Source organism: Archangium lansingense (assembly GCF_026626635.1).
GTDB lineage: Bacteria > Myxococcota > Myxococcia > Myxococcales > Myxococcaceae > Archangium > Archangium lansingense.
Window position 1 is genome coordinate 1,434,501 of record NZ_JAPNKA010000001.1, and the last position, 19,397, is coordinate 1,453,897.

General features: G+C 69.2%; 20 protein-coding genes. 12 read left to right on the plus strand and 8 right to left on the minus strand.

Annotation, left to right across the window (positions count from 1 at the left end; all coding sequences use genetic code 11):
* Positions 1 to 88: 88 nt before the first annotated feature.
* Entirely contained in the window at positions 89 to 373 is a 285-nt protein-coding gene (locus OV287_RS05745; RefSeq protein ID WP_267532967.1) for a DUF427 domain-containing protein, read from the minus strand.
* Between the two features lie 267 nt (positions 374 to 640).
* Here OV287_RS05745 and OV287_RS05750 point away from each other — a divergent pair, with 267 nt between their 5' ends.
* From OV287_RS05750 to OV287_RS05780, 7 genes are all read left to right on the plus strand, one after another.
* Positions 641 to 2,839 carry an ATP-binding protein gene (locus tag OV287_RS05750; RefSeq protein ID WP_267532968.1) on the plus strand — a complete coding sequence of 733 codons (2,199 nt, stop codon included), beginning with the start codon at positions 641 to 643 and terminating at the stop codon, positions 2,837 to 2,839.
* Positions 2,836 to 3,285: a response regulator gene (locus OV287_RS05755; RefSeq protein ID WP_267532969.1), complete on the plus strand. Its 450-nt coding sequence runs from the start codon at positions 2,836 to 2,838 to the stop codon at positions 3,283 to 3,285. Before OV287_RS05750 ends, OV287_RS05755 begins: the two co-directional genes overlap by 4 nt.
* 7 nt (positions 3,286 to 3,292) lie before the next feature.
* Positions 3,293 to 4,429 (plus strand): hybrid sensor histidine kinase/response regulator, encoded by a 1,137-nt coding sequence (locus OV287_RS05760; protein WP_267532970.1) that lies wholly within the window; start codon positions 3,293 to 3,295, stop codon positions 4,427 to 4,429.
* A gap of 182 nt (positions 4,430 to 4,611) precedes the next feature.
* Positions 4,612 to 5,259, plus strand: a complete 648-nt coding sequence (locus tag OV287_RS05765) for a carbonic anhydrase (protein ID WP_267532971.1) — start codon at positions 4,612 to 4,614, stop codon at positions 5,257 to 5,259.
* 80 nt (positions 5,260 to 5,339) lie between these two features.
* A complete protein-coding gene (locus tag OV287_RS05770; RefSeq protein WP_267532972.1) occupies positions 5,340 to 5,549 on the plus strand; it encodes a microviridin/marinostatin family tricyclic proteinase inhibitor in 210 nt (69 codons plus the stop codon).
* A gap of 137 nt (positions 5,550 to 5,686) precedes the next feature.
* On the plus strand, positions 5,687 to 6,322 hold the full coding sequence (locus OV287_RS05775; RefSeq protein ID WP_267532973.1) for an alpha/beta hydrolase: 636 nt from the start codon (positions 5,687 to 5,689) through the stop codon (positions 6,320 to 6,322).
* A gap of 109 nt (positions 6,323 to 6,431) precedes the next feature.
* Positions 6,432 to 6,590 (plus strand): hypothetical protein, encoded by a 159-nt coding sequence (locus OV287_RS05780; protein WP_267532974.1) that lies wholly within the window; start codon positions 6,432 to 6,434, stop codon positions 6,588 to 6,590.
* On the opposite strand, the gene OV287_RS05785 is transcribed toward OV287_RS05780, so the two are convergent.
* Positions 6,584 to 7,393 (minus strand): FRG domain-containing protein, encoded by an 810-nt coding sequence (locus OV287_RS05785; protein WP_267542298.1) that lies wholly within the window; start codon positions 7,391 to 7,393, stop codon positions 6,584 to 6,586. The two genes, OV287_RS05780 and OV287_RS05785, sit on opposite strands and share 7 nt — an antisense overlap.
* A 130-nt stretch (positions 7,394 to 7,523) precedes the next feature.
* On the opposite strand from OV287_RS05785, the gene OV287_RS05790 reads away from it, so the two are divergent.
* A complete protein-coding gene (locus OV287_RS05790; protein ID WP_267532975.1) occupies positions 7,524 to 8,429 on the plus strand; it encodes a JmjC domain-containing protein in 906 nt (301 codons plus the stop codon).
* Between the two features lie 185 nt (positions 8,430 to 8,614).
* Positions 8,615 to 9,730, plus strand: a complete 1,116-nt coding sequence (locus tag OV287_RS05795; RefSeq protein WP_267532976.1) for a UTP--glucose-1-phosphate uridylyltransferase — start codon at positions 8,615 to 8,617, stop codon at positions 9,728 to 9,730.
* Between the two features lie 31 nt (positions 9,731 to 9,761).
* Here OV287_RS05795 and OV287_RS05800 read toward each other — a convergent pair whose 3' ends face one another.
* From OV287_RS05800 to OV287_RS05815, 4 genes are all read right to left on the minus strand, one after another.
* The gene (locus OV287_RS05800) at positions 9,762 to 10,343 is read right to left on the minus strand and encodes a GNAT family N-acetyltransferase (protein ID WP_267532977.1); all 582 of its coding nucleotides are present in this window, start codon (positions 10,341 to 10,343) and stop codon (positions 9,762 to 9,764) included.
* Positions 10,334 to 11,218: a PIG-L deacetylase family protein gene (locus OV287_RS05805; RefSeq protein ID WP_267532978.1), complete on the minus strand. Its 885-nt coding sequence runs from the start codon at positions 11,216 to 11,218 to the stop codon at positions 10,334 to 10,336. Before OV287_RS05805 ends, OV287_RS05800 begins: the two co-directional genes overlap by 10 nt.
* 238 nt (positions 11,219 to 11,456) lie before the next feature.
* The gene (locus OV287_RS05810; protein WP_267532979.1) at positions 11,457 to 12,410 is read right to left on the minus strand and encodes a DUF4202 family protein; all 954 of its coding nucleotides are present in this window, start codon (positions 12,408 to 12,410) and stop codon (positions 11,457 to 11,459) included.
* Positions 12,411 to 12,607: 197 nt separating this feature from the next.
* Entirely contained in the window at positions 12,608 to 12,850 is a 243-nt protein-coding gene (locus OV287_RS05815; protein WP_267532980.1) for a hypothetical protein, read from the minus strand.
* Positions 12,851 to 13,083: 233 nt separating this feature from the next.
* Between OV287_RS05815 and traC the strand changes: the two genes are divergently transcribed.
* Positions 13,084 to 14,901 carry an outer membrane exchange accessory lipoprotein TraC gene (gene traC, locus OV287_RS05820; protein ID WP_373371805.1) on the plus strand — a complete coding sequence of 606 codons (1,818 nt, stop codon included), beginning with the start codon at positions 13,084 to 13,086 and terminating at the stop codon, positions 14,899 to 14,901.
* A gap of 27 nt (positions 14,902 to 14,928) precedes the next feature.
* On the opposite strand, the gene OV287_RS05825 is transcribed toward traC, so the two are convergent.
* Both OV287_RS05825 and OV287_RS05830 read right to left on the minus strand, forming a co-directional pair.
* Positions 14,929 to 15,672 (minus strand): hypothetical protein, encoded by a 744-nt coding sequence (locus tag OV287_RS05825; RefSeq protein WP_267532982.1) that lies wholly within the window; start codon positions 15,670 to 15,672, stop codon positions 14,929 to 14,931.
* A 58-nt stretch (positions 15,673 to 15,730) separates the two neighbouring features.
* On the minus strand, positions 15,731 to 17,830 hold the full coding sequence (locus tag OV287_RS05830; protein WP_267532983.1) for a PilZ domain-containing protein: 2,100 nt from the start codon (positions 17,828 to 17,830) through the stop codon (positions 15,731 to 15,733).
* 594 nt (positions 17,831 to 18,424) lie between these two features.
* Here OV287_RS05830 and OV287_RS05835 point away from each other — a divergent pair.
* Positions 18,425 to 18,760, plus strand: coding sequence for a tellurite resistance TerB family protein (locus tag OV287_RS05835; protein WP_267532984.1), 336 nt, complete (start codon positions 18,425 to 18,427; stop codon positions 18,758 to 18,760).
* Between the two features lie 27 nt (positions 18,761 to 18,787).
* Positions 18,788 to 19,384: a DUF2378 family protein gene (locus OV287_RS05840; protein ID WP_267532985.1), complete on the plus strand. Its 597-nt coding sequence runs from the start codon at positions 18,788 to 18,790 to the stop codon at positions 19,382 to 19,384.
* Positions 19,385 to 19,397 lie beyond the last annotated feature (13 nt).

Here is a 19,397-nt window from a genome sequence, read left to right on the forward strand (position 1 = left end):
GGGGACAGATACCCTCACCCCGACCCTCTCCCGGGGGGAGAGGGGAGAGGCTAGCGCTCCACCTGTACGCCCTGGGAGAGGGGAGAGGCTAGCGCTCTACCTGTACGCCCTTCCAGAAGGCGATATGGCCCCGGATGTTGCGCGCCGCGTCCTTCGGATCCGGGTAGTACCAGGCCGCGTCCTTGTTCACCTTCCCGTCCACCTCCACATCGTAGTAGCTCGCCACTCCCTTCCACGGGCACGTGGTGTGCGTGTGGCTCTCCTTCAGCACCTCGCGCTTCACCGCCTCCCGTGGAAAATAGACGTTCCCCTCCACTACCTCGTACGTGGCACTCTCCGCGAGCACCGCTCCGTTCCACATCGCCTTGGCCATGGCTTCCTCCTCACGTCGGCTCTCCCCTCATCTCTGCACCGCCCTCACGGGCCACGCCATGGGCGGCGGGCCCCAGGGGGAGCGGCCAGGTGAGTGCTCCACACTCCGGCCCTCGGGAGGGCTGCCGTATCGCGGGAGTGTCCGCTGGTTGAAAGGCGGGGGAGTGGGAATGGGGTGGGGCGCTGCTGGCTGTTCTGGCCCTGTTAACGTCCCCCGTCCCCTTTCATGAACCCCTCCGAGCGACGCGTCCCGGACGTGCCCCCGTTGTTGAACCAGACCCTGAAACTCGACGGCCAGACGCGCACCGCCGACTCGCTACAGCTCCTCGCTGAGGCTGGCGTGCTGCTGGGCTCCTCCCTGGACTACGAGGCGACTCTGGCGGCCCTCACCCGGCTGGCCGTGCCCCGGCTCGCGGACTGGTGCTCCCTGGACATCCTGGGCGAGGACGGCGTCGTCCGGTTGCTCGCCGTGGCGCACGTGGACCCGGCCAAGGTGAAGTGGGCCCACGAGCTGCGTCGGCGCTACCCGCCTGACCCGAAGGACCCTCACGGCATCCACGAGGTCATCCGCACCGGCCACTCCTCGCTGCTCGCGGACATCCCCGACGAGCTGCTGGTGGCGGGCTCGCGCGATGCCGAGCAACTGCGCATTGCGCGCGAGCTGGGTCTGCGCTCGGCCTTGACCGTGCCCCTCACCGCCCGAGGCCGCACCTTCGGGGCCCTCTCGCTCGTCACCGCGGAGTCCGGCCGGCGCTTCACCCCCGCGGACATGGCCCTCGCCGAGCAGCTGGCCGGCCGCGCTGCCCTGGCGGTGGACAATGCACGCCTCTACACCAACGCCGTGCGCGCCGAGGAGCGCTTCCGCTCGCTCATCCACGCCACCGCGCAGGCCGTCTGGGTGACGCTGCCGGATGGGGAGGTGTTCGAGGACTCGCCTACCTGGCGCGCTTTCACCGGGCAGCCGCGCGAGGAGTATCACGGCTATGGATGGCTCGCCGTCGTCCATCCCGAGGACCAGGAGCGCGTGCGGCGCGGGTGGCAGGCGGCACGGGCCATCCGGCAGCCCTATGAGGTGGAGATGCGCGTGTGCCGGCCGGATGGAAGCTGGGCCGTCACCCTGTCACGCGCGGTGCCCATGCTCGATGCGCAGGGGCAGGTGCGCGAGTGGATTGGCACGACCACGGACATCACTGCCCAGCGTCGCGCCGAGGAGACTTCTCGTCGGCTGGAGAGCGAGCAGCGCGCCCGCCAGCTCGAGGCCCTGCGCGCCGAGGTCAGCGAGGTGCTGTCCCGGGAGGACACCCCGTCCCGATTGATGCAGGCCTGCGCGGAGGTGATGGTCCGCAACCTGCCGCTGCCCCTCGTGCAGCTCTGGACCTTCAACCGCGAGGCCCAGCTGCTGCTGCTGGAGGGCAACGCCGGCCCTGCCGCGCCCCTCTCGGCGGTGCCGTCCCGGCTGGAGCTGGGGCAGACGCTCGTCGGTTCAGTGGGCCAGTCGCGCCAGCCGCAGCGGGTCAATGACTTGCCGGCGGATCCCCGGTTGCGCTCGCGCGTCTGGGCGGAGAGTAACGGGCTGGTGTCCTTCCTGGGTGCTCCGCTGCTGGTGCGCGGACAGCTCGTGGGGGTGCTCGCTGTCTTCGGCCAGCTGCCCTTGGAGGAGGAGACGCTGGCCACGCTGTCCACGGTGGCTGACGCGGTGGCCCAGGGCCTCGAGCGCCGTCGCGCCGAGGTCTCCCTCCAGGAGCATGCTCGGGAGCTGGCGCGCTCCAACGAGGAGCTGCAGCAGTTCGCCTACGTGGCCTCCCATGACTTGCAGGAGCCCCTGCGCATGGTGGCCAGCTACACGCAGCTGCTGGCGCGGCGCTACAAAGGAAAGCTGGACGCGGACGCGGACGAGTTCATCACCTACGCCGTGGATGGCGTGAACCGCATGCAGCAGCTCATCCAGGATCTGCTGGCCTACTCGCGCGTGGGCACCCGCGGCCACGAGTTCAAACCCATCGACTCCGGCCAGGCGTTGGGCAAGGCGCTGGCCAACCTCAAGGCGCTGGTGGACGAGACGGGCGCCACCATCATCCAGGGGAAGCTGCCGCAGGTGATGGTGGATGAGACCCAGCTCACTCAGCTCTTCCAGAACCTGGTGGGCAATGCGCTGAAGTTCCGCGGGCAGAGGCCGCCCCGGGTGCTGGTGGAGGCCGAGCGCCAGGACAACGAGTGGCGCTTCACCGTCGAGGACAACGGCATCGGCATCGAGCCCCAGTACTACGAGCGCATCTTCGTCATCTTCCAGCGGCTCCACGGCAAGGAGGAGTACCCCGGCACCGGCATCGGGCTGGCCATCTGCAAGAAGATCGTCGAGCGGCACGGCGGCCGCATCGGACTGGACTCCCAACCCGGACAGGGGACGACGTTCTGGTTCACCCTGCCCGCGATCCCCACCCCTTCAACCTCGGGCACCACCCCATGAGTGACAACACCCTCGGACGCCCCATTGAAATCCTCCTGGTGGAGGACAACCCCGGCGACGTCCGCCTGACCATCGAGGCCCTCAAGGAGGGCAAGGTCAGCAACCGCCTCTCCGTCGCACGTGACGGGGTGGAGGCGCTGGCCTTCCTGCGTCGCGAGGGTCCTCACGCCAACGCGTCGCGGCCGGACCTCATCCTGTTGGATCTCAACCTGCCCAAGAAGGACGGGCGCGAGGTGCTGGCGGAGATCAAAGAGGACTCGCGTCTGCGCCGCATCCCCGTGGTGGTGCTGACCACGTCGAAGGCGGAGGAGGACATCCTGCGCACCTACGATCTGCACGCCAACTGCTACATCACCAAGCCGGTGGACCTGGAGCAGTTCATCGCGGTGGTGCGCTCCATCGACGACTTCTGGCTGTCGGTGGTGCGGCTGCCCTCCGCGGAGTGAGGTCACCATGAGCATGGACGAGGTGAAGCCCCTGCGGCTGCTGCTGGTGGAGGACAACCCCGGAGACGCCCGGCTGTTGCAGGAGGAGTTGAAGGAGGTGTCGTCGGCCCGCTTCGAGGTGCGTCACGTGACGCGCATGGCCGAGGCCCTCGCGGCGGTGGGCGAGCCAGGGCTGGACGTGGTGCTGTTGGACCTGTCGCTGCCGGATGGGCACGGGCTGTCCAACATCGAGCGGGTGGTGCAGGCCGCGCCGGCCCTGCCGCTGGTGGTGCTCACCGGCACGGACGACGAGCAGCTGGCGATGCGGGCGGTGCACGCGGGCGCGCAGGACTACCTGGTGAAGGGCCAGGTGACGGGTCCGCTGCTGGTGCGCGCGCTGCGCTACGCCATCGAGCGCAAGCGGGCCGAGGAGGGCCTCAAGCGCGAGGAGGCCGCTCGGGAGACGGCGCTCTTCCGCGAGCAATTCCTGGGGATTCTGGGGCATGACCTGCGCAACCCCTTGCAGGCCATCTCGGGCAACGCGGCGCTGCTGCTGCGCTACGGCGGCCTGTCCGAGCCTCAGCGCAAGGCGCTCAACCGCATCTCCATCTCCTCGGACCGGATGGCGCGGATGATCAGCGACATCCTGGACTTCACGCGTACGCGGCTGGGCGGAGGCTACACGCTGCAGCGCACGTGGATGAACGTGCACGAGGTGCTCAATCAGGTGGTGGAGGAGCTGGAGGTGGCGCATCCGCAGAAGCGCTTCGAGCTGAGCGTGTCCGGCACCGGCTGGGGCGAGTGGGACGCGGACCGTGTCGCCCAGGCGGCTTCCAACCTGGTGGGCAACGCGGTGCAGTACTCGCCAGAGGACAGCGCGGTGCGGGTCGTGGCGCGGGACGAGGGGGACGGAGTCCGGGTGGAGGTGCACAACCTGGGCACGCCCATCCCGGACGAGCGGTTGCAGCACATCTTCGACCCGTTCGTGCGCGGGCGAGATGGCACCCGCTCGGGCTCGCGCTCGGGGCTGGGACTGGGGCTCTACATCACGAATGAGATCGTGAAGGCGCATGGGGGAGTGCTGCAGGTGCGCTCCACGGAGACGGAGGGCACCTGCTTCTGGCTGAAGCTGCCGCGCCATCCGCCCACCGCCGCGAAGGCCTGAGCCTCCCTCCCGGGACGCGGCACATGCACATCCATAAGATCCAGCTTCGCATTCGGGTCTCCAGTCGATGACTCCCCTGCCATCCCGGGCTCGGCCATGCGAGGGTAGTACCGCCGGAGGCTCCACCGAGCGTCCGGCCGGTTGCGGGATGAGCCGCACCGAGTCTTTCGCGGGGCCTGACGGTGACTCCGTACGAGCAGATCTTCCAGAACAACCGCCGCTGGGCTGAGGAGCAGCTCCGCGCCGATCCCGAGTTCTTCACCCGGCTCGCGCGTGAGCAGCGCCCGGACTTCCTCTACATCGGCTGCTCCGACAGCCGGGTGCCCGCCAATCAGATCATGGGCCTGCCGCCTGGCGACGTGTTCGTACACCGCAATGTCGCCAACCTGGTCAACAACGTCGACCTCAACGTGATGTCGGTCATCAACTATGGGGTCCGGCACCTCGACGTGAAGCACGTCATCGTGTGCGGCCACTACGGGTGCGGCGGCGTGAGAGCCGCCATGCAGCCCAAGGACCTGGGCATCCTCAATCCCTGGTTGCGCAACATCCGCGACGTGTACCGCCTGCACAAGGCCGAGCTGGACTCCCTCAAGGACGAGGCGCAGCGCTACGACCGCCTCGTGGAGCTCAACGTCACCGAGCAGTGCATCAACATCATCAAGACGGCCGCGGTGCAGCAGTCCTTCCTGGCTCGCGGCTTCCCCTCGGTGCACGGCTGGGTGTTCGACATGCGCACCGGCCAGCTCAAGGATTTGCAGATCGACTTCCAGGAGACGCTGCGCAGCATCCAGGAGGTGTACGACCTGACGGGCACGGTCTGGCGCTGAAGAGGCGAGGGAGCGAGCTCGGACCTCTGCACCGTGACATCCGGCCTCCGTGGCGTCGTCCTCTGACAAGGAGGCCGGACATGAAGAAGAACGCGAAGGACCAGGCACCGCGCGAGGGCAAGAGACCCTTCTTCGCGCGCTTGTTGGAGGAGCAGGAGCTCGACCAGGTGGGGGGTGGTGTTGCTGCCCAGACGGAGAAGTTCCCCTCGGACTCGGACGAGTGCGACAGGGACCCCAACCCCGTCACGCTGAAGTACCCCTCGGACCGGGACGAGCTCTCCAGCAGCTAGGCAACCGGACGGGAGAGGGCCGGGGTGGAGGTCCACCGATCGCCACCCCGCTCGATATCCAGAGCCTTCCTTGCCGACTGTGCGTGCTCACCCTAGTTGCAAGTGGCTGGGTGGTACAGAAGCAGGAGCGGAGCGGGATGTCCGAGATCCAGACACCGCAGGATGGGGCGCTGGAGCCGAGAGCGTACACGCTGCGGACGAGGCGAGGCCCGGTGGACACGCTGCTGTACGAGTCCCTGGGTGCGAAAGAAGGAGCGCTGCTAGCCGGAGGAGTGGGCGGCGGCTTCGACACGCCGGCGCTCGGGCTCTACCCGCGGCTGGGCGAGGAGCTGTTGCGGCACCAGATATCCACGATGCGGTTGAAGTACCGCCACTCCACGGACCTGGCCGAGGCGGTGCATGACGTGCTCGCCGGGGTGGACTTCTTGGTGGGGCGGGGGCTGGAGCGGGTGGCCCTGGTGGGGCACTCCTTTGGCGGGGCGGTGATGATCGACGCTGGGGCGCAGTCCCCCTGGGTGTCGACGGTGGTGGGGCTGGCGTCGCAGAGCTACGGGACGGAGGCGGTGTCTCAGCTCGCGCCGCGCTCGCTGCTGCTCATCCATGGCTTGTCGGATGCCGTATTGCCCCCGAGCTGCTCGCTGAGCATCCACGAGCGGGCGAGGGTGCGGAAGGAGCTGGAGCTCGTGCAGGGTGCTGGGCACGTGCTGGACGAAGCCGCCGAGCGCGTCTTTACGAGGGTCCGTGACTGGCTGCTCCAGGAGCTTCGCGCCTGACCCCAGCGGGGCGGCCTGGAGGACGGACGGGCAGGCGGACGCTCATCCCGGCCGCTGCCCCACGCACGCCAGGGGCGGCCCTAGCTTGAGTGGGAAGGAGGTCGCTCGAATGGCATTCCTCATTGGATTCGTCGTGTTTTTCCTGGTCATTGCGCTCACCATCATTCTCGGGGGCATCAGCAGGTTCGGGGACAGGCGGGTGGAGATGGAGGGCCGCGCCACCGAGGGGCAGCGTCTCCCCACGGACCGAGAGGCCCAGGCCTACTGAGACCCGTCTGGAGCGCCGGGAGGGCGCGGGTTGTAGTAGCGCCGCAACCAGCGGGACAGCCCGTCCAGGCCAGGAAAGAGCACCCGCTCGGTGATGTTGGCCTGGTCGAGCTTGTCTCGCACCTCCTGCTTGAGGTGGGCGGGGACGATGAGGCGGCGCACGCCCCGCTTCTGCTTCTCGAGGAAGGTGTCCAGGCGCGCCGAAGCGTCGTTCATCACCGAGAAGAGGGCGAACTGGTTGACGATGCGCTCGTCCAGGGATGGAGGCTCGAAGAAGAGCACGAAGGTGTGGCGGGTGAGCCGGTCAAAGGTGGCGAGGTCCTGGGCCACCGTGGCGAGCATCTCGGCGCTGAAGACGTCCGCGCCCTCGGCCTGGAGCTGGGCCTTGAGCGGGCGAGGAAGCAGCCGGTTCGTCTCCCGGTAGTCCACGCTCCACACCACGCCGTCCACGTCGTACAGGTCCGGGTTCTCCGACAGGAAATGCAGCGCCACGTAGGGGCTGAAGGTCCAGTCGAGCAGGCGGGTGGGCAGGCCATGGTGCTGGGCGAGCGACAGCCAGTCCCAGAGGGACTCGCAAGGGTTGGAGGTGCCGCGCGCGTACTTGCGGAAGGCGCGCAGCATGACGTGCTCCTGCCGGGAGTAGTCGCCGCCGCGCCGGTTGAGGCTGGTGGCCAGATCATGGCGCGAGTCGGGCATGCCACGGAAGGCGAGCGTGGGACGGAAGCGCCGGAGGCTCTCGTTCCACGAGCCCGCGAAGAGCGCGTCCTGCAACTCCACCCAGCTCCGCACGCGGTGTTCCAACACAGGCGGGAAGATGGGCAGCCCGGGGCTCCCTGGCACGTGGGTTCGCCGGTCCTGGCTGGAGGCAGGGGTCTCGTGGTGGACAAACATGAAGCCGCCCGTCAGGTCCCGGGCGTCGTAAGGTGCTTACGCCATGCTCATCGATACTCTCCTGGGTGATCTCCCGCGCTCCGCCTTCCTGCAGGAGCACTACCAGAAACAGCCCCTCGCGAAGCCCTCCACGGCCGCGCACTTGCGGGAGCTGGCCACCTGGGCCACCGTCGATCGCCTCGTCGAGACGACCTCGTGTGATCTGCTGCTGGTGCGCGATGGCAAGCTGTGGACCGGCTCGCGGCCCTCGAGCGCCCAGGAGGCCCGCGCGCTCTTCGCGCAGGGGTACTCGTTGGCCCTGCGCAACCCGGATCGGTACGACGCCGGTCTGGCGGAGCTGGGGCGCACCCTCTCCGCCGAGCTGCAAGGCACCGTCAACCTGCAGGTGTATTGCACGCCCGCGGGATACGGCAGCTTCGGCTGGCATTGCGATCCGGAGGAGGTCTTCATCTTCCAGACCGCTGGGGCCAAGCGCTACCTGCTGCGGCGGAACACGCTCAACCCGACGCCCCTGCACGAGACGCTCAAGGACGAGACGGACGTCTCGCGCGAGCGGACCCCCATTCAGGAGTGTCGGCTGGAGGCCGGTGACTGGCTCTACATTCCCGGCGGCTACTGGCATGAGGTGACCGCGCCGGACCAGGAGTCCATCTCCATCTCGGTGGGGCTCATGCCTCCTACGCCCATCGACGTCCTGGACTTCGTGCGCACGCACCTGCTGCGCTCGCCCACGTGGCAGCAACGGATGCCGATGCTGGGACATGCCTCCCCGTTGTCGGACCCGGAGAAGATGGAGGCGTATCGCTCCCTCTTCCGGGAGCTCGGCGGCGAGCTGCAGCGCATGCTGGAGGACCCGCGCTTCGTGCTCCGCTTCATGGCCGCCGCCGCCACCGCGGGCCTTCGCTCCTCGGTGCTCCGCGAAGCGCCCTCTCGCGAGCCGAAGCAGTGAGCCGCCTGCGCTGCTCCCACCTCTCCTCGGTGGTAGACGCCTACCATTGAAGACGCATATTTTCTTACATCGCTGGTAGACGTCTACCGGCCATTGACCAACGTTCGTGACAGACTGCGCCGCTCCACGGTCACATGGCGTACCGTGAAGGTTCGCAGCACCCTCGCACCGTGACAGGCCAATCGATGGATATGGATCTCGACAATCCCCAGTTCGCGCGTGACGGCTTCGACGCCGCGAGCTTCCGTGAACTGCTCGCCCGGTACAAACGGGGTGAGCTCATCGAGGCCCCGCCGCTGGCGGGTTCTCTCCAGCCGCTCCAGCCCGGGGACATCCAGCCGCTGCCGCGAGAGGGCACGCCCGAGTATGAGGACTGCCGGGCGCGCGGTGAGGAGGCTTTCCGCAAGGGCCAGGTGGCCGGCCTCGTGGTGGCCGGTGGCGCCGGCACGCGTTTCGGTGGTGGCGTGAAGGGGCTCGTCCAGGTGGTGGGTGGGAAGAGCTTCCTCGACTTCAAGCTGCAGGAGGCCCGCCAGCTCGGGAAGCGCTACGGGCGTCCGGTGCCCATGGCGCTGATGACGTCCTACCTCACGCACGATGAGATCGCCGAGTACCTGGCGGACCACCGGCTGCAGGAGAACGTGTTCCTCTTCCGCCAGCGGATGCTCCCGCGGCTCACGGCTTCCGGCGAGCTGTACCGAGACCCGAAGGGGCAGCTCTCGTTCGCCCCCTCCGGGCACGGCGACGTCTTCCGGGCGCTGAGCGAGAGCGGCGTCGGGGACGAGCTGCGCCGGCGTGGTGTGCGCAGCGTGTACTTCTCCAACGTGGACAACCTGGGGGCGACGCTCGACCCGGTCGTCATCGGGCTGCACCTCAAGCAGGGCAAGTCCATGACGGTGGAGGTGACGCCGCGGAAGAACCCCAGCGGAGCGCTCGACTCGGGCGCGGCGCCGGTGCGCCTCAAGGGACAGCTCCAGCTCGTGGAGAAGGTGGACCCGACCCAGCACGGGTTCATCTCCACCAACAACATCACCTTTAGCCTGGAGGCGATGATTGGGCAGGACGTCCCGATTCCCTACCGCGTGGTCTCCAAGAAGGTGGACGACCAGCCCGTGATTCAGCTCGAGCAGGTGACGGCGGAGGCGAGCAGCCTCACCCGCGCCGATGGTCAGCCGCTGCTGCCCGTGGCCTTCATCGAGGTGGAGCGCGTGGACCAGGCGACCAGCCGTTTCGAGCCGGTGAAGGCGCCCGAGGACCTTCCGCGCGTGGCGGAGCGGCTCAAGGCGCGCCTGCTGGGCGCCTGAGCAGGTAGAGGTGATGGGCCGCGCCGGGGTTTCACGCCTCGCGCGCGGCCCCGTGCCAGAGGGTTCGCCGGTGGTTGTGCTGGCCCGTCCGGGGATTGAGTTCCCTCGCCTCGGTGTGCTCGCCCCAGCCGTCGGGCACGGGGGTGTACAGCAGGGCTGAGTCCTCCCGGAGCTGCTCGAAGACGCACGTGTCCCAGAGCTCGCTGGTGAGGGCGAGCCAGTTGAACAGGATTTGCACCCCATGCGGGGCGAGCACTGGGTCCATCAGCACATCGAGGTGGTCGGCGCTGCCCTCTCCGAGCAGCCGCACCACGCGTGCTCCGTCCTCCTCGCGGATGGCGAGCGGCGCGAGCCCCACCAGCCGGCCCTCGCTGCGCAGGGTCACCACCCAGGGAGGCCGCGGCGAGAAGGTGGTGCCGACGCTTCGGTACCAGGGCAGCAGCCACTCGGGCCGTTGGAAGTTGGTGGCCGTGGGGCAGCGGGTCCATAACCAGCGCCACTCGCCCTGGAGCTGCTCCAGGCCTCGCAGGGTGACCACTTCCTCCACCTCGAGCGGAGCGGGAGCCCGGACTGTCCGGAGCCGCGGCGCTCCGAAATCGGTGATCAATGCCATGGTGCCTCCGGGAGCTTCAGAGCCTCGAGTGCCTCGCGCGCCAGCTCCCTCCAGCGAGCACCTGTCATGCGCCAGCCTCGGGACTCGTACGGGAGCGTTCCCTCGTGAGGCGGGCGGGTGAAGTCGTAGCGGGGCGCGGCCCGGTAGCGCTCCTCTCTTACGGGGAAGGTGTCCAACGTCCGAGTCTGCGAGGCGTAGCACGCGAGCATCCGCCGTTTGGCAGCGCACTCCGCCTCGGTGAAGGTCACCGTGGCCACAGGGCGGCCATCCGGGGCGGCGAGGAAGTCGACGATGACGAGTCCCTCTCGGTGGCGACAGTAGGACGCCATCTCCAGCAGCACCGGGGGCGTGCGTCCCGTCCGGGCCAAGAGCGCCACGGCCGCATGCGAGATGAAGGCGGCGGAGTCGTGGTCTGGATGACCGCCTTCGTAGGCGGGGACGACGAGGAGCGCTGGGCGGAGCGCCTTGATCAGCGCCACCAGGCACTCGGTGAGCGTGACGAGCTGTTGCGCGGACTCCTGGTCCACCGCACCGAGCGAGAGGAGGTTGTCCCGGGGGACGCCAGCGAGGGCCAACGCCGCCAGGGACTCCTCCTCGCGGATGCGAGCGTAGGCCTCGCGTGTGGGAGGCGCGTCCAGGGTGCGGAGGGCCGCGTCTATCGGGGCTCCATCGGTGACATGGACGACGTGGCAGCCGGGGCTGCGGCGCAGCAGCCACGAGGCGCCCAGCACCTCATCGTCTGGGTGCGCGGCCAAGAAGAGGAGCGAGCCACGCAAGGCCTGGGGCGGTAGCAGGGGCGCGAGAATGTCTCCGATGGTGCGCCCATCACCTCCCAGATGTTTGTCCTCGGATGCCGATTCATCAGGAGGCCGCATGCAAGGGCCTCCTTCCTGGTGCTCTCCCCATCGCCGCCTCCCGTCCGTCCCGTCCCGTCCCCATCCACCCCACCCCACCTCATCCCATCTCTCCCTCTCCCACCGGGAGAGGGTCAGGGTGAGGGCATCCGTCTCCGTTCTTCCCCTCCGTGTGCACGGGTGGGGGATGCAACCCGGGTAGACCCGGTACCCTCACCCCGTCCCTCTCCCGGGGGGAGAGGGGATATTGGGCTCCCGCTCATGCCGACTCCTGCAGCGTACTGGGCAGGGTGATGGCTCCAACGGCCTCCTCGAGGAGGCGGCGCACCTGGGGCGCGAGTCGCACGCGCGCCAGCCGCCAGCGCTGGTTGGGGCGCAGCCGTCCGAGCGTGTAGACCACCTTGCGGCGGGTGTGCTCGAGCGGGAAGTAGCGGGCGAAGCCCGAGGCGTTGAGCGAGAAGAAGGAGAGGGCGTCCGCGTCGTTGAGGAGCGTGAGGCTGACGTCCGCCGCGGGGCGCTCGTGGTGGCCGATGATCCAGCGCACGCGCTCGATGGTGGCCTTGTCCATGCCCACGTCCGCGAGCAGCGTGCACGCCACCTCCGCGCCGCGGGCGGCATGGGCGTCCTTGAAGGCCTGGTAGTCGTGGGCGTGATGCTCCACGCGCGCATCGGACTCGGAGAGCAGGCGCTCCACATCATGGAAGAGGGCCGCCGTCTGGAGGGCCACGTCCGCATAGGGGGCGAGCCGCAGCACCCATTGCCAGGTGTCCAGCGCGTGTCGGTAGTCCGCCACGACGAGCGGCTTGCTCAGGTCATGCAGGGCCAGGTGGCGCGTGAGGATGGCGTCGAAGAGGGGCCCGGTGGAGGCGGCGTTGCGGCGGCCGACGAGGCCCTGGTAGCGGGTGAGAATCTCCAGGGCGGTGGCGGCGAGCGCCTCGTGCGGGGAGCCGGTGATGTGCAGGGCCAGGTCCTTGTCCGAGAGGCCCCCTCCGGCGGCGGCGAAGACGCGCTCGTCCCAGTCGATGGGATCGAACCCGGGGGCGCGCCACTCCTGGGCGTTGAGCTGGAGCACGTTCGCGTGCCCATCCAGGGTGAGCGGCCACACGGTGATGGTGGGGAACTCTTCGGCCAGCAGGACAAAGGCCCCCGAGGGCGCCGGTGTCGCGTCTTCAGCCCGAAGGTCGGTTTCGGACAGCAGCAGCTGTCGGATCATCGCGTCTCCCGCGGGTGGCCCGCACGTGAGGACGCGGCAAATTGCTGTCGCCGTGCTGGAAAGACCAGGGCCCGATGTATGGGCGCGTAGGCCAATGCCCCGGCGGACATGCCCCACGTGTGCCAGTGCACGGTGCCAGTGGGGGCGCCCGTGCGCTGGCGCACAACCAGGTGGAGTCCACCCGGGAGACGGTTGGCCTACGGGCGGCCGTTATCGGCCGGCTGGTCGAAAGCGTACTGCTCCGCGCGCGGCGCGGCGTCGTTGTGGAACAATGGGCACTTCTGGCAGGTGAAGCCTTCCCAGTCCTCACGCACGGCCGAGTCGATGCACATCGCGTAGTAGCGGCAGTGGACGTTGCGGTAGTCCTCGACGCGGTGATGCTCTGCCCACATGGGCAGGCGGAGCTCGGTAGGATTGGGCTTGGGTTGCGAACAGGCCATGTCGCTGAAACTCCTTTCTAAAGTCTGTGGGCCCCCCTCGGGATTCTTCATACCCGCTGGTGCGTCGCGTCATTCCCGAGCCGAGGGGGGTGAGGCGAAGCCCCTCGTTCGCACAACAGGCGAGGGAGCGGGCGCTCCGTAGCGGGTTTGTCACGCAGCCGTTGCCGGGAGCCTGCCCGGCTGGTGGTTGGACCCTCAATCAGCGCTTCATCCGGGTGGCGCTTTCCCCGAGAATGCCCCCCGTGCGTTCCCTGCTCGCCCCCCCCTCGTCTGCCCTGGCCCGCCGGCTGGGGATGATCGTCCTCACCGTCTTCACCCTGGTTGCGGCCGCCGGCTGTTCGCCCTTCGCCCGCGCCCTCAAGGAGGGGGACGACTTCTCCGCCCAGCAGAAGTGGGCCGAGGCGGAGGCCGCCTACCTGCGAGCCCTCGACGCGGAGCCCAGGGATGCGGAGGCGACGGCGAAGCTGCTCAAGCTGCGCCAGCAGTGGAGCGGGGTGGTTCTCGAGGAGGCCAAGGCGAAGCACACCGGGGGTGACCTGGCCGGTGCCACGCCACTGCTGGTGCGCGCGCTGCAACTGGACCCTGAGAATGGCGATGCGCGGGCGCTGCTGGCCCAGACGCTGGACGCTCGGGTCGCGGCGGCGCAGAAGGCGCTGCAGGAGGAGCGGCTGCAGGACGCCCGGGCCGAGTTCGACGCGGTGCTCGCGGTGGACGAGGGGCACGCGGCGGCGCGCAAGGGCGTGACGGCGGTGCAGGTGGCGTTCGCGCGCCGGTGGTTCAACACCGCGCAGCGGCTGGAGGAGGAGGGGAAGCTGGGCAACGCGCTGCTGGCGTACGTGCGCGCCAACCAGGAGAAGGTGGGCGCCACGCCGGCCCTGGAGCGCGCCGAGGTGGTGCGTCGCAAGCTGCAGGACGAGGTGGCCTTCCTGGTGGTGACGGGGCCCGCGGAGGACAAGGCGGAGGCGCCGGACGTGGCGCAGCGGCTGTCGCCCGGGCGGCTGTCGGCGCTGCTGCCGCAGGAGGTGCCCATCCGCGTCATCACCACCGAGGCGCCGAAGGACCACGAGGGGGTGCGCCTGGGGCTGTCGGTGGAGCGGGTGATGCCGGTGAAGTCGGTGGAGCAGGCGCAGAAGTCGCAGCGCTACATGGTGACGAACAAGGCCGTGCCCAACCCGCGCCGGCTGCAGACGGAGTCGGCGCTGTTGGAGCAGGAGCGCAAGCTGGAGGACGTGGAGCGCAAGCTGTCGGGCGTGCTGCGCGACTACCTGCGCAAGCAGGACGAGCTGGCCCAGGCGCGCGAGGTGGCCAGCCGCTGTCGCTCGCGTGAGCGCCAGGCGTGCAGCACCGCGCTGGCCGAGTGCGTGCGGGCCTTTGGCCAGTCCAAGCCCGGCGAGGTGCCCAAGGAGTGCAGCCCCTCACGCTGCAACCCCCAGTGCGAGCAGGAGGAGGGTGCACTGTCGCAGCGGGCCTCGGCGGGGCAGGAGCTGGAGCGCCGGCTGGAGTCGGCGCAGGAGAACGCCGAGGCGCAGCGGCGCGAGGTGCAGCGCGGCCGGGATGCCTACTACCGCGAGCCCCTCACGGTGGACGAGCCCGTCTACGCCGACTACCCGTATGACGTAGAGCTGCACCGGCTGTCGATTACCGCGAGCGTCACGGAGCGGCTGATGGCGCTGTCCAAGGACGCGGCGGCGTCCTCACCGCACAGCGAGGATTACGCGGCGATGCACGAGGACGCGGCCAACAAGGCCTACGACAAGGTGGGCGTGCTGGCGGACCCGGTGCAACTGCGCACCGAGGCGGAGCTGCGGGTGGAGGCGGGTGACAAGGCCATGGCGGCCATTGCCACGCGGGTGATGGAGCACTTCGACGTGTACCGCCAGCGCCGCGTGGAGGATGCGCGCCGGGGCATGGTGCGCCCCAGCGCCGAGGACGTGGTGGAGACGGCGGTGCGCGCGCTGCTGCTCACCGCGGACCAGCCCCCCCAGGACATCCTCCAGCCGCTGGCCAAGGCGCGCGGCCTCACGAATCCCGAGGCCATCTTCGGCCGCTGAGGCGCGCGCGACGGGCCGGGCGGGGCTTCAGCAGGCCACCGCCTCGTGCGGAGTCCACAGCGCGGCCTCGGCCGACTGCAGGCAGTCCCCGAGGAAGCGCAGGTAGATGTCGAGCGCCTCGGCGCCGGTCTCCGCGAGCGTCCGGGCGTTCTCCGGCATCAGCTGCAGCAACTCCTCCATCATCCGAGAGTTGGGGCTCCCCACGTCCAGCTGTACGTGCTGCTTGAGGAAGCTGAGCCCCTCCAGCGTCTCCCGGCCGAGCACCCGCGCCACGTTGGACAGCAGGTGCGGCCCCAGCACCAGGGACAGGTTGGCGATCTCGAACTCGATGGCGATCTGCGCCGCTGGCATCTCACCGGCGATGGTGCGCTCGTGGAGCTGCCGGTAGGCCCGCATCGCGTCGGTGGGGTACTGCGCCAGCAGCCGCTCCGTGTGGAGCATGGCCCGGCGCCGGATGTTCCACCGGCGCACCAGCATCCGCACATCGTCCATCATCATCTGGTGGTGGCCGGCCTCGTGCTTGGAGTGCAGGAGCAGGCCTTTGCCAATGTTGTCCAGGCCCAGGGAAAGGCAGCGCTGGCCTGCCCGGCGGATCCACCCTTCCACGGGCTCGGTCATGTACACACCGAACGAGTGGTACTGGATGAAGAAACGCTCGAGGACCATCGGCTCGATTGCGGGGTCCACCAGCCTGCGCATCACCGGGTCCGTCGAGATGCGGGCGCGGGCGGGCAGGACGTAGGGCTCATACAGCTCTTTGACCAGACTCATGGCGACGACTCCTTCGGTACGGCTCTTCTGCGGTACGACGCTTCTGCACGACGGCTCATCAGGTGGTGGGAGTCGTAGGGGTGAGGCGGCCCACGGTCGCCTCGCTCACGTACTCCAGGAAATCGGGCAGCATCCGGGCGGAGAGCACCCAGAGGCAGGGCTTCGCGCCGGGCTCGTCATGCAGCCGGGCGGCGGCGGTGTAGCTGTCGTCCTCGTCCTCACGCAGGAAGACGAAGGCGCTGCGGCCCCGTCGCGCGTACCACTCGCGGGCCGCATCCAGCAGCGCCACGTAGGCGTCCGGGCCCTCGAGGGCGAGTGGGAACAGGCGCGCGGTGTCCAGCAGGCGGAAGAGGTTGGTGCCGGGCTGTCCCAGCTCGAGGATGATGGCGGCCACCGCCACGCCGTCGCGACGCGCCACCAACACCTGGCGCTCGCGCTCCAGCCCGGCCTCGTGCCACGTCTCCATCGTGTGCCGCAGATCCATCCGCTCACGCGACAAGTCCAGCGCGTCCACGTAGCAGGCGGGGCGGGTGCGGGCGATCTCCTCCGCCAGCTGCGTCTTCTCCTCGGGGCGGGCTGGGCCGAGCTCGAACCCGTTGTCGGGCAGCCCGCTGGGCTCGTCGCAGCTCACGTGCATCAGGCGCACGGGCATGGCGAGGGCCTCGCCGCTGGCCTCGTGCTCCCTCGCGTAGGCGTGGTGGACGCGCTCCATGAGGGGGACGGTGGACTCGGTGTAGGCGATGAGCCAGCGGAAGTGGGGATCGCTCTGGGCGTGCTCCAGCGTGCGCACGTGGACGTCGCGCAGAATCTGTCCGGGCGGCATGTCCACCGCGGGCTTGCCGGGGCGCTTGGCCAGCTGGTGCACCAGCCAGGAATGGCGGTAGGGCCTCACCGAGGATAGCGTGGCCTCCAGGCCTCGCTCCGAGGGCCACACCGTCTGGCAGAAGAGCCGGGGCAGGCGCGCCGCATGGCGGCCTGTCTCCAGGAAGCTGGCGCGCAGCTCCTCGAAGTGCTCCGTCGTCTTGCCGGCCAGGTTGAAATAGCCCGAGTCCACCAGGAGCTCCCACAGCGGCTCCAGCACCTGCTCCGCGCCGCGCGTGGAAGGGCAGAGCGCTTGGGAGACGAGCTGCACCCAGCGCGCCTCGTCCACCGGCGTGCGCGGGACGACCTGGAGGCCGAACACCTGCTGCCCCTCCTGGGGCTTGCCGCCCACGTAGCGGACCTCCCCCCGCAGGAGGATGGACTCGCCGTCCGTGCCCCGTACCTCGATGGGCTGGAGCAGCAGCCCTGGGAACATGAGATCCTCGGGCGTGCCGCGCAGGCAGAGGCCGGTGAAGGACAGGTCCACCACCTCGCGCTCGAGCATGCCCAGCTCGCCCCACAGCGGGTGGTGGAAGTGGGCCGTCATGCCAGCGGGGGCGGGCACGCGCCGATGCGAGCGGTGGCGCACCTTCCACAGCCGCCGCGGCAGGGGCGTCACCATCCGGCCGCCCCGCGTCTCCAGCGCCGGCACGCGCAGGCGGTAGGCCGTGTTGTGGCCCACCACCTCGATGTCATAGGGCGCCGTGCCCCAGTTCGCGTCCGGCTCCTCCAGGCGCCAGTGCAGCTGCGAGGACGCCACGTCGAAGTACTCCAGCGACACGCGCAGCGTCCGGCCGAGCTGCCGCAGCAGGCCCTCGTGCTTCATGACGCACACGGACTTGAGGATGGAGCGGATGCGCTCGGGCTCGACGAAGGCTTCCTCGATGGGCTGGGGCGACACGGCGGGCAGCGCGCGTCCCTCGCGGGCCGCCGCGTCCAGCAGGGAGAGGATCTGCCGGCCCTGCTCCTGCGTCACCCCCACCAGCTGGATGCCAATGGGCGCGTCGTACCGGCGCGGATCGCTCCAGAACAGCTCCCCGCGCAGCGGACCAATGGTGCGGCCGTTGTCGTCCAGCAGCAGCTGCAGCGTGCGGTCTCGTGGAGGCAGCTCGGCTCCGGGCTCGGGGAGGGCCCACACCACGGTGGGGCTCAGCCGCGTCACCCGGCTGCTGCTGATGCCGGGCTGCGACAGGATGAGGTTGATGCCTTTCTCCGGACCCTCGGAGTGCAGCGAGTAGCCTGAGTAACTCCCGGCGATAAGGGCCGGCCCGCCCGATGTCTCGATGTCTCCACGCATGATGTGGCTCCTCCTCCCTTGTCGGGATGGCGGCTGCTGGCGCCGCCTCGCCGTGGTCGTGCTTTTCCACGACGAGGGTAATCCCTTGCATGAAAAGAGAACGCCCGACCCCCCATTTCGTCAAGGCGGACAGTGCCATTCTTTGCTCATGCGGTTCTCGTGGGTCCGCGGTACTGGAAAAGTCCGTTCCTCCGGGTCGAGACCCTGGAACCCCGCTTTATCTCAGGGAAAACGGCTCCCGCGTAGAGTCGGGCAAACAATGACTTGCAGGGCGCGCGTGGAGCGTTGTCAGGCTTTTGCTGGGCTGGCGGTTCTGCAGCCTCGCCGTAGCCGTGCCCCGGTGGTGTGAGGCCATGGCCAAAAGGTGAAAGGGATTGCTGGGAATGGCGGGAATGCGCGGACGCGGCCCTGGGAGGCGGTGTCGGCGGGTGGGCAGCGGACGGTCCCGAGCTGGCGCAGGATGTGCGCAGGAGGACGGAGTCGAGGTCCAACCTCCCGCCGAGAAGTGGGGGCTCTCGGGCTTTCTGGGGCTTTGGGGTCTCCTCCCCATGGACGTTCGCGGCGGGAACGGCGAGGCTGCGCTCGGGAGAACCCATGGCGAGACCCACCCCCGAGGATCACTTCAATATCGAGGTGCTCAAGTTGATGCTCCAACTGGCTTGGAGCGATGGTCAGATCGACGTGCAGGAGGTGGGGACCATTCTCGGTGCGGCGCACAGTTGGGGCGTGCCCGAGCTGGAGATCGCCACCCTCAAGAAGGCGCTGGAGGGCAGTGCTCCACCGCCGGCGCCCGACCTGGCGCTGCTGCGCGACCGGCCGGACGAGGTCTTCGAGGCGGCTCGCGCGCTCATCGCGAGCGACGGCAGGTTGCAGGCCGCCGAGGCGGAGATGCTCGAGGAGCTGCGCGTCATCCTGAGTCCCGGGCGCTGAGCCGCCAACAGCTCCATGAGAGAGTCGATGGAAGCGGATACACGAGAGGCGGTGGCCGAGCGCATCCTGCAGGCCACGCCGGAAGAGAAAATCTCCGGGATGTTCTGTGAGAGCGCCTTCCTGGCAATGCGGGAGCTGCTGGGCCGGGAACAGGCGGATGAGGTGCGTGCCGCCACCTGGCCGACCCGGCCGTGGGTGAGCTTCGTGCACTACCCGGTGGTGGACCTGCTGCGGATGGTCAGCGCCTCGGCGGAGTTGCTCGAGAAGCGGGGGCTGATGTCCTACGCGCAGGGACTGGAGGAGCTCGGCGGGTGGGTGACGCGCATCATCCAGAGCACGCCCGTCAGCAGGGCCTATCGCCTGGCCGCCGGCAATGATCCGCATGAGCGGATGGCGCTGGCCCTGGGGTCAGCGCGGATCCTCGTCACGTATGGCGAGCGAAAGTACGAGCGCGAGGGACCCACCGATGCTCGGTTGTTGTTCAAGCGCGAGCTGATGGGGCCCTCGTGGATGCTGGGGTCCTACATCGTGGTTGCCCAGGCCATCCCCGACGTACAGATCTCCGTCACCCTGGGCCCGTGCAGGGAGCCCGGGATGAACTTCCAGCTCCACTGCTCCTGGTGACGGGAGCCGGGAG

What these genes read in the sequence shown, in the direction of transcription:
- OV287_RS05815 (WP_267532980.1), bottom strand. Translation starts at nt 12,850, where the DNA reads ATGGCCTGTTCGCAACCCAAGCCCAATCCTACCGAGCTCCGCCTGCCC.
- OV287_RS05795 (WP_267532976.1), top strand. Translation starts at nt 8,615, where the DNA reads ATGGATATGGATCTCGACAATCCCCAGTTCGCGCGTGACGGCTTCGAC.
- OV287_RS05800 (WP_267532977.1), bottom strand. Translation starts at nt 10,343, where the DNA reads ATGGCATTGATCACCGATTTCGGAGCGCCGCGGCTCCGGACAGTCCGG.
- OV287_RS05775 (WP_267532973.1), top strand. Translation starts at nt 5,687, where the DNA reads ATGTCCGAGATCCAGACACCGCAGGATGGGGCGCTGGAGCCGAGAGCG.
- OV287_RS05780 (WP_267532974.1), top strand. Translation starts at nt 6,432, where the DNA reads ATGGCATTCCTCATTGGATTCGTCGTGTTTTTCCTGGTCATTGCGCTC.
- OV287_RS05745 (WP_267532967.1), bottom strand. Translation starts at nt 373, where the DNA reads ATGGCCAAGGCGATGTGGAACGGAGCGGTGCTCGCGGAGAGTGCCACG.
- OV287_RS05835 (WP_267532984.1), top strand. Translation starts at nt 18,425, where the DNA reads ATGGCGAGACCCACCCCCGAGGATCACTTCAATATCGAGGTGCTCAAG.
- OV287_RS05840 (WP_267532985.1), top strand. Translation starts at nt 18,788, where the DNA reads ATGGAAGCGGATACACGAGAGGCGGTGGCCGAGCGCATCCTGCAGGCC.
- OV287_RS05760 (WP_267532970.1), top strand. Translation starts at nt 3,293, where the DNA reads ATGAGCATGGACGAGGTGAAGCCCCTGCGGCTGCTGCTGGTGGAGGAC.
- OV287_RS05830 (WP_267532983.1), bottom strand. Translation starts at nt 17,830, where the DNA reads ATGCGTGGAGACATCGAGACATCGGGCGGGCCGGCCCTTATCGCCGGG.
- OV287_RS05805 (WP_267532978.1), bottom strand. Translation starts at nt 11,218, where the DNA reads ATGCGGCCTCCTGATGAATCGGCATCCGAGGACAAACATCTGGGAGGT.
- OV287_RS05810 (WP_267532979.1), bottom strand. Translation starts at nt 12,410, where the DNA reads ATGATCCGACAGCTGCTGCTGTCCGAAACCGACCTTCGGGCTGAAGAC.
- OV287_RS05770 (WP_267532972.1), top strand. Translation starts at nt 5,340, where the DNA reads ATGAAGAAGAACGCGAAGGACCAGGCACCGCGCGAGGGCAAGAGACCC.
- traC (WP_373371805.1), top strand. Translation starts at nt 13,084, where the DNA reads ATGCCCCCCGTGCGTTCCCTGCTCGCCCCCCCCTCGTCTGCCCTGGCC.
- OV287_RS05790 (WP_267532975.1), top strand. Translation starts at nt 7,524, where the DNA reads ATGCTCATCGATACTCTCCTGGGTGATCTCCCGCGCTCCGCCTTCCTG.
- OV287_RS05825 (WP_267532982.1), bottom strand. Translation starts at nt 15,672, where the DNA reads ATGAGTCTGGTCAAAGAGCTGTATGAGCCCTACGTCCTGCCCGCCCGC.
- OV287_RS05755 (WP_267532969.1), top strand. Translation starts at nt 2,836, where the DNA reads ATGAGTGACAACACCCTCGGACGCCCCATTGAAATCCTCCTGGTGGAG.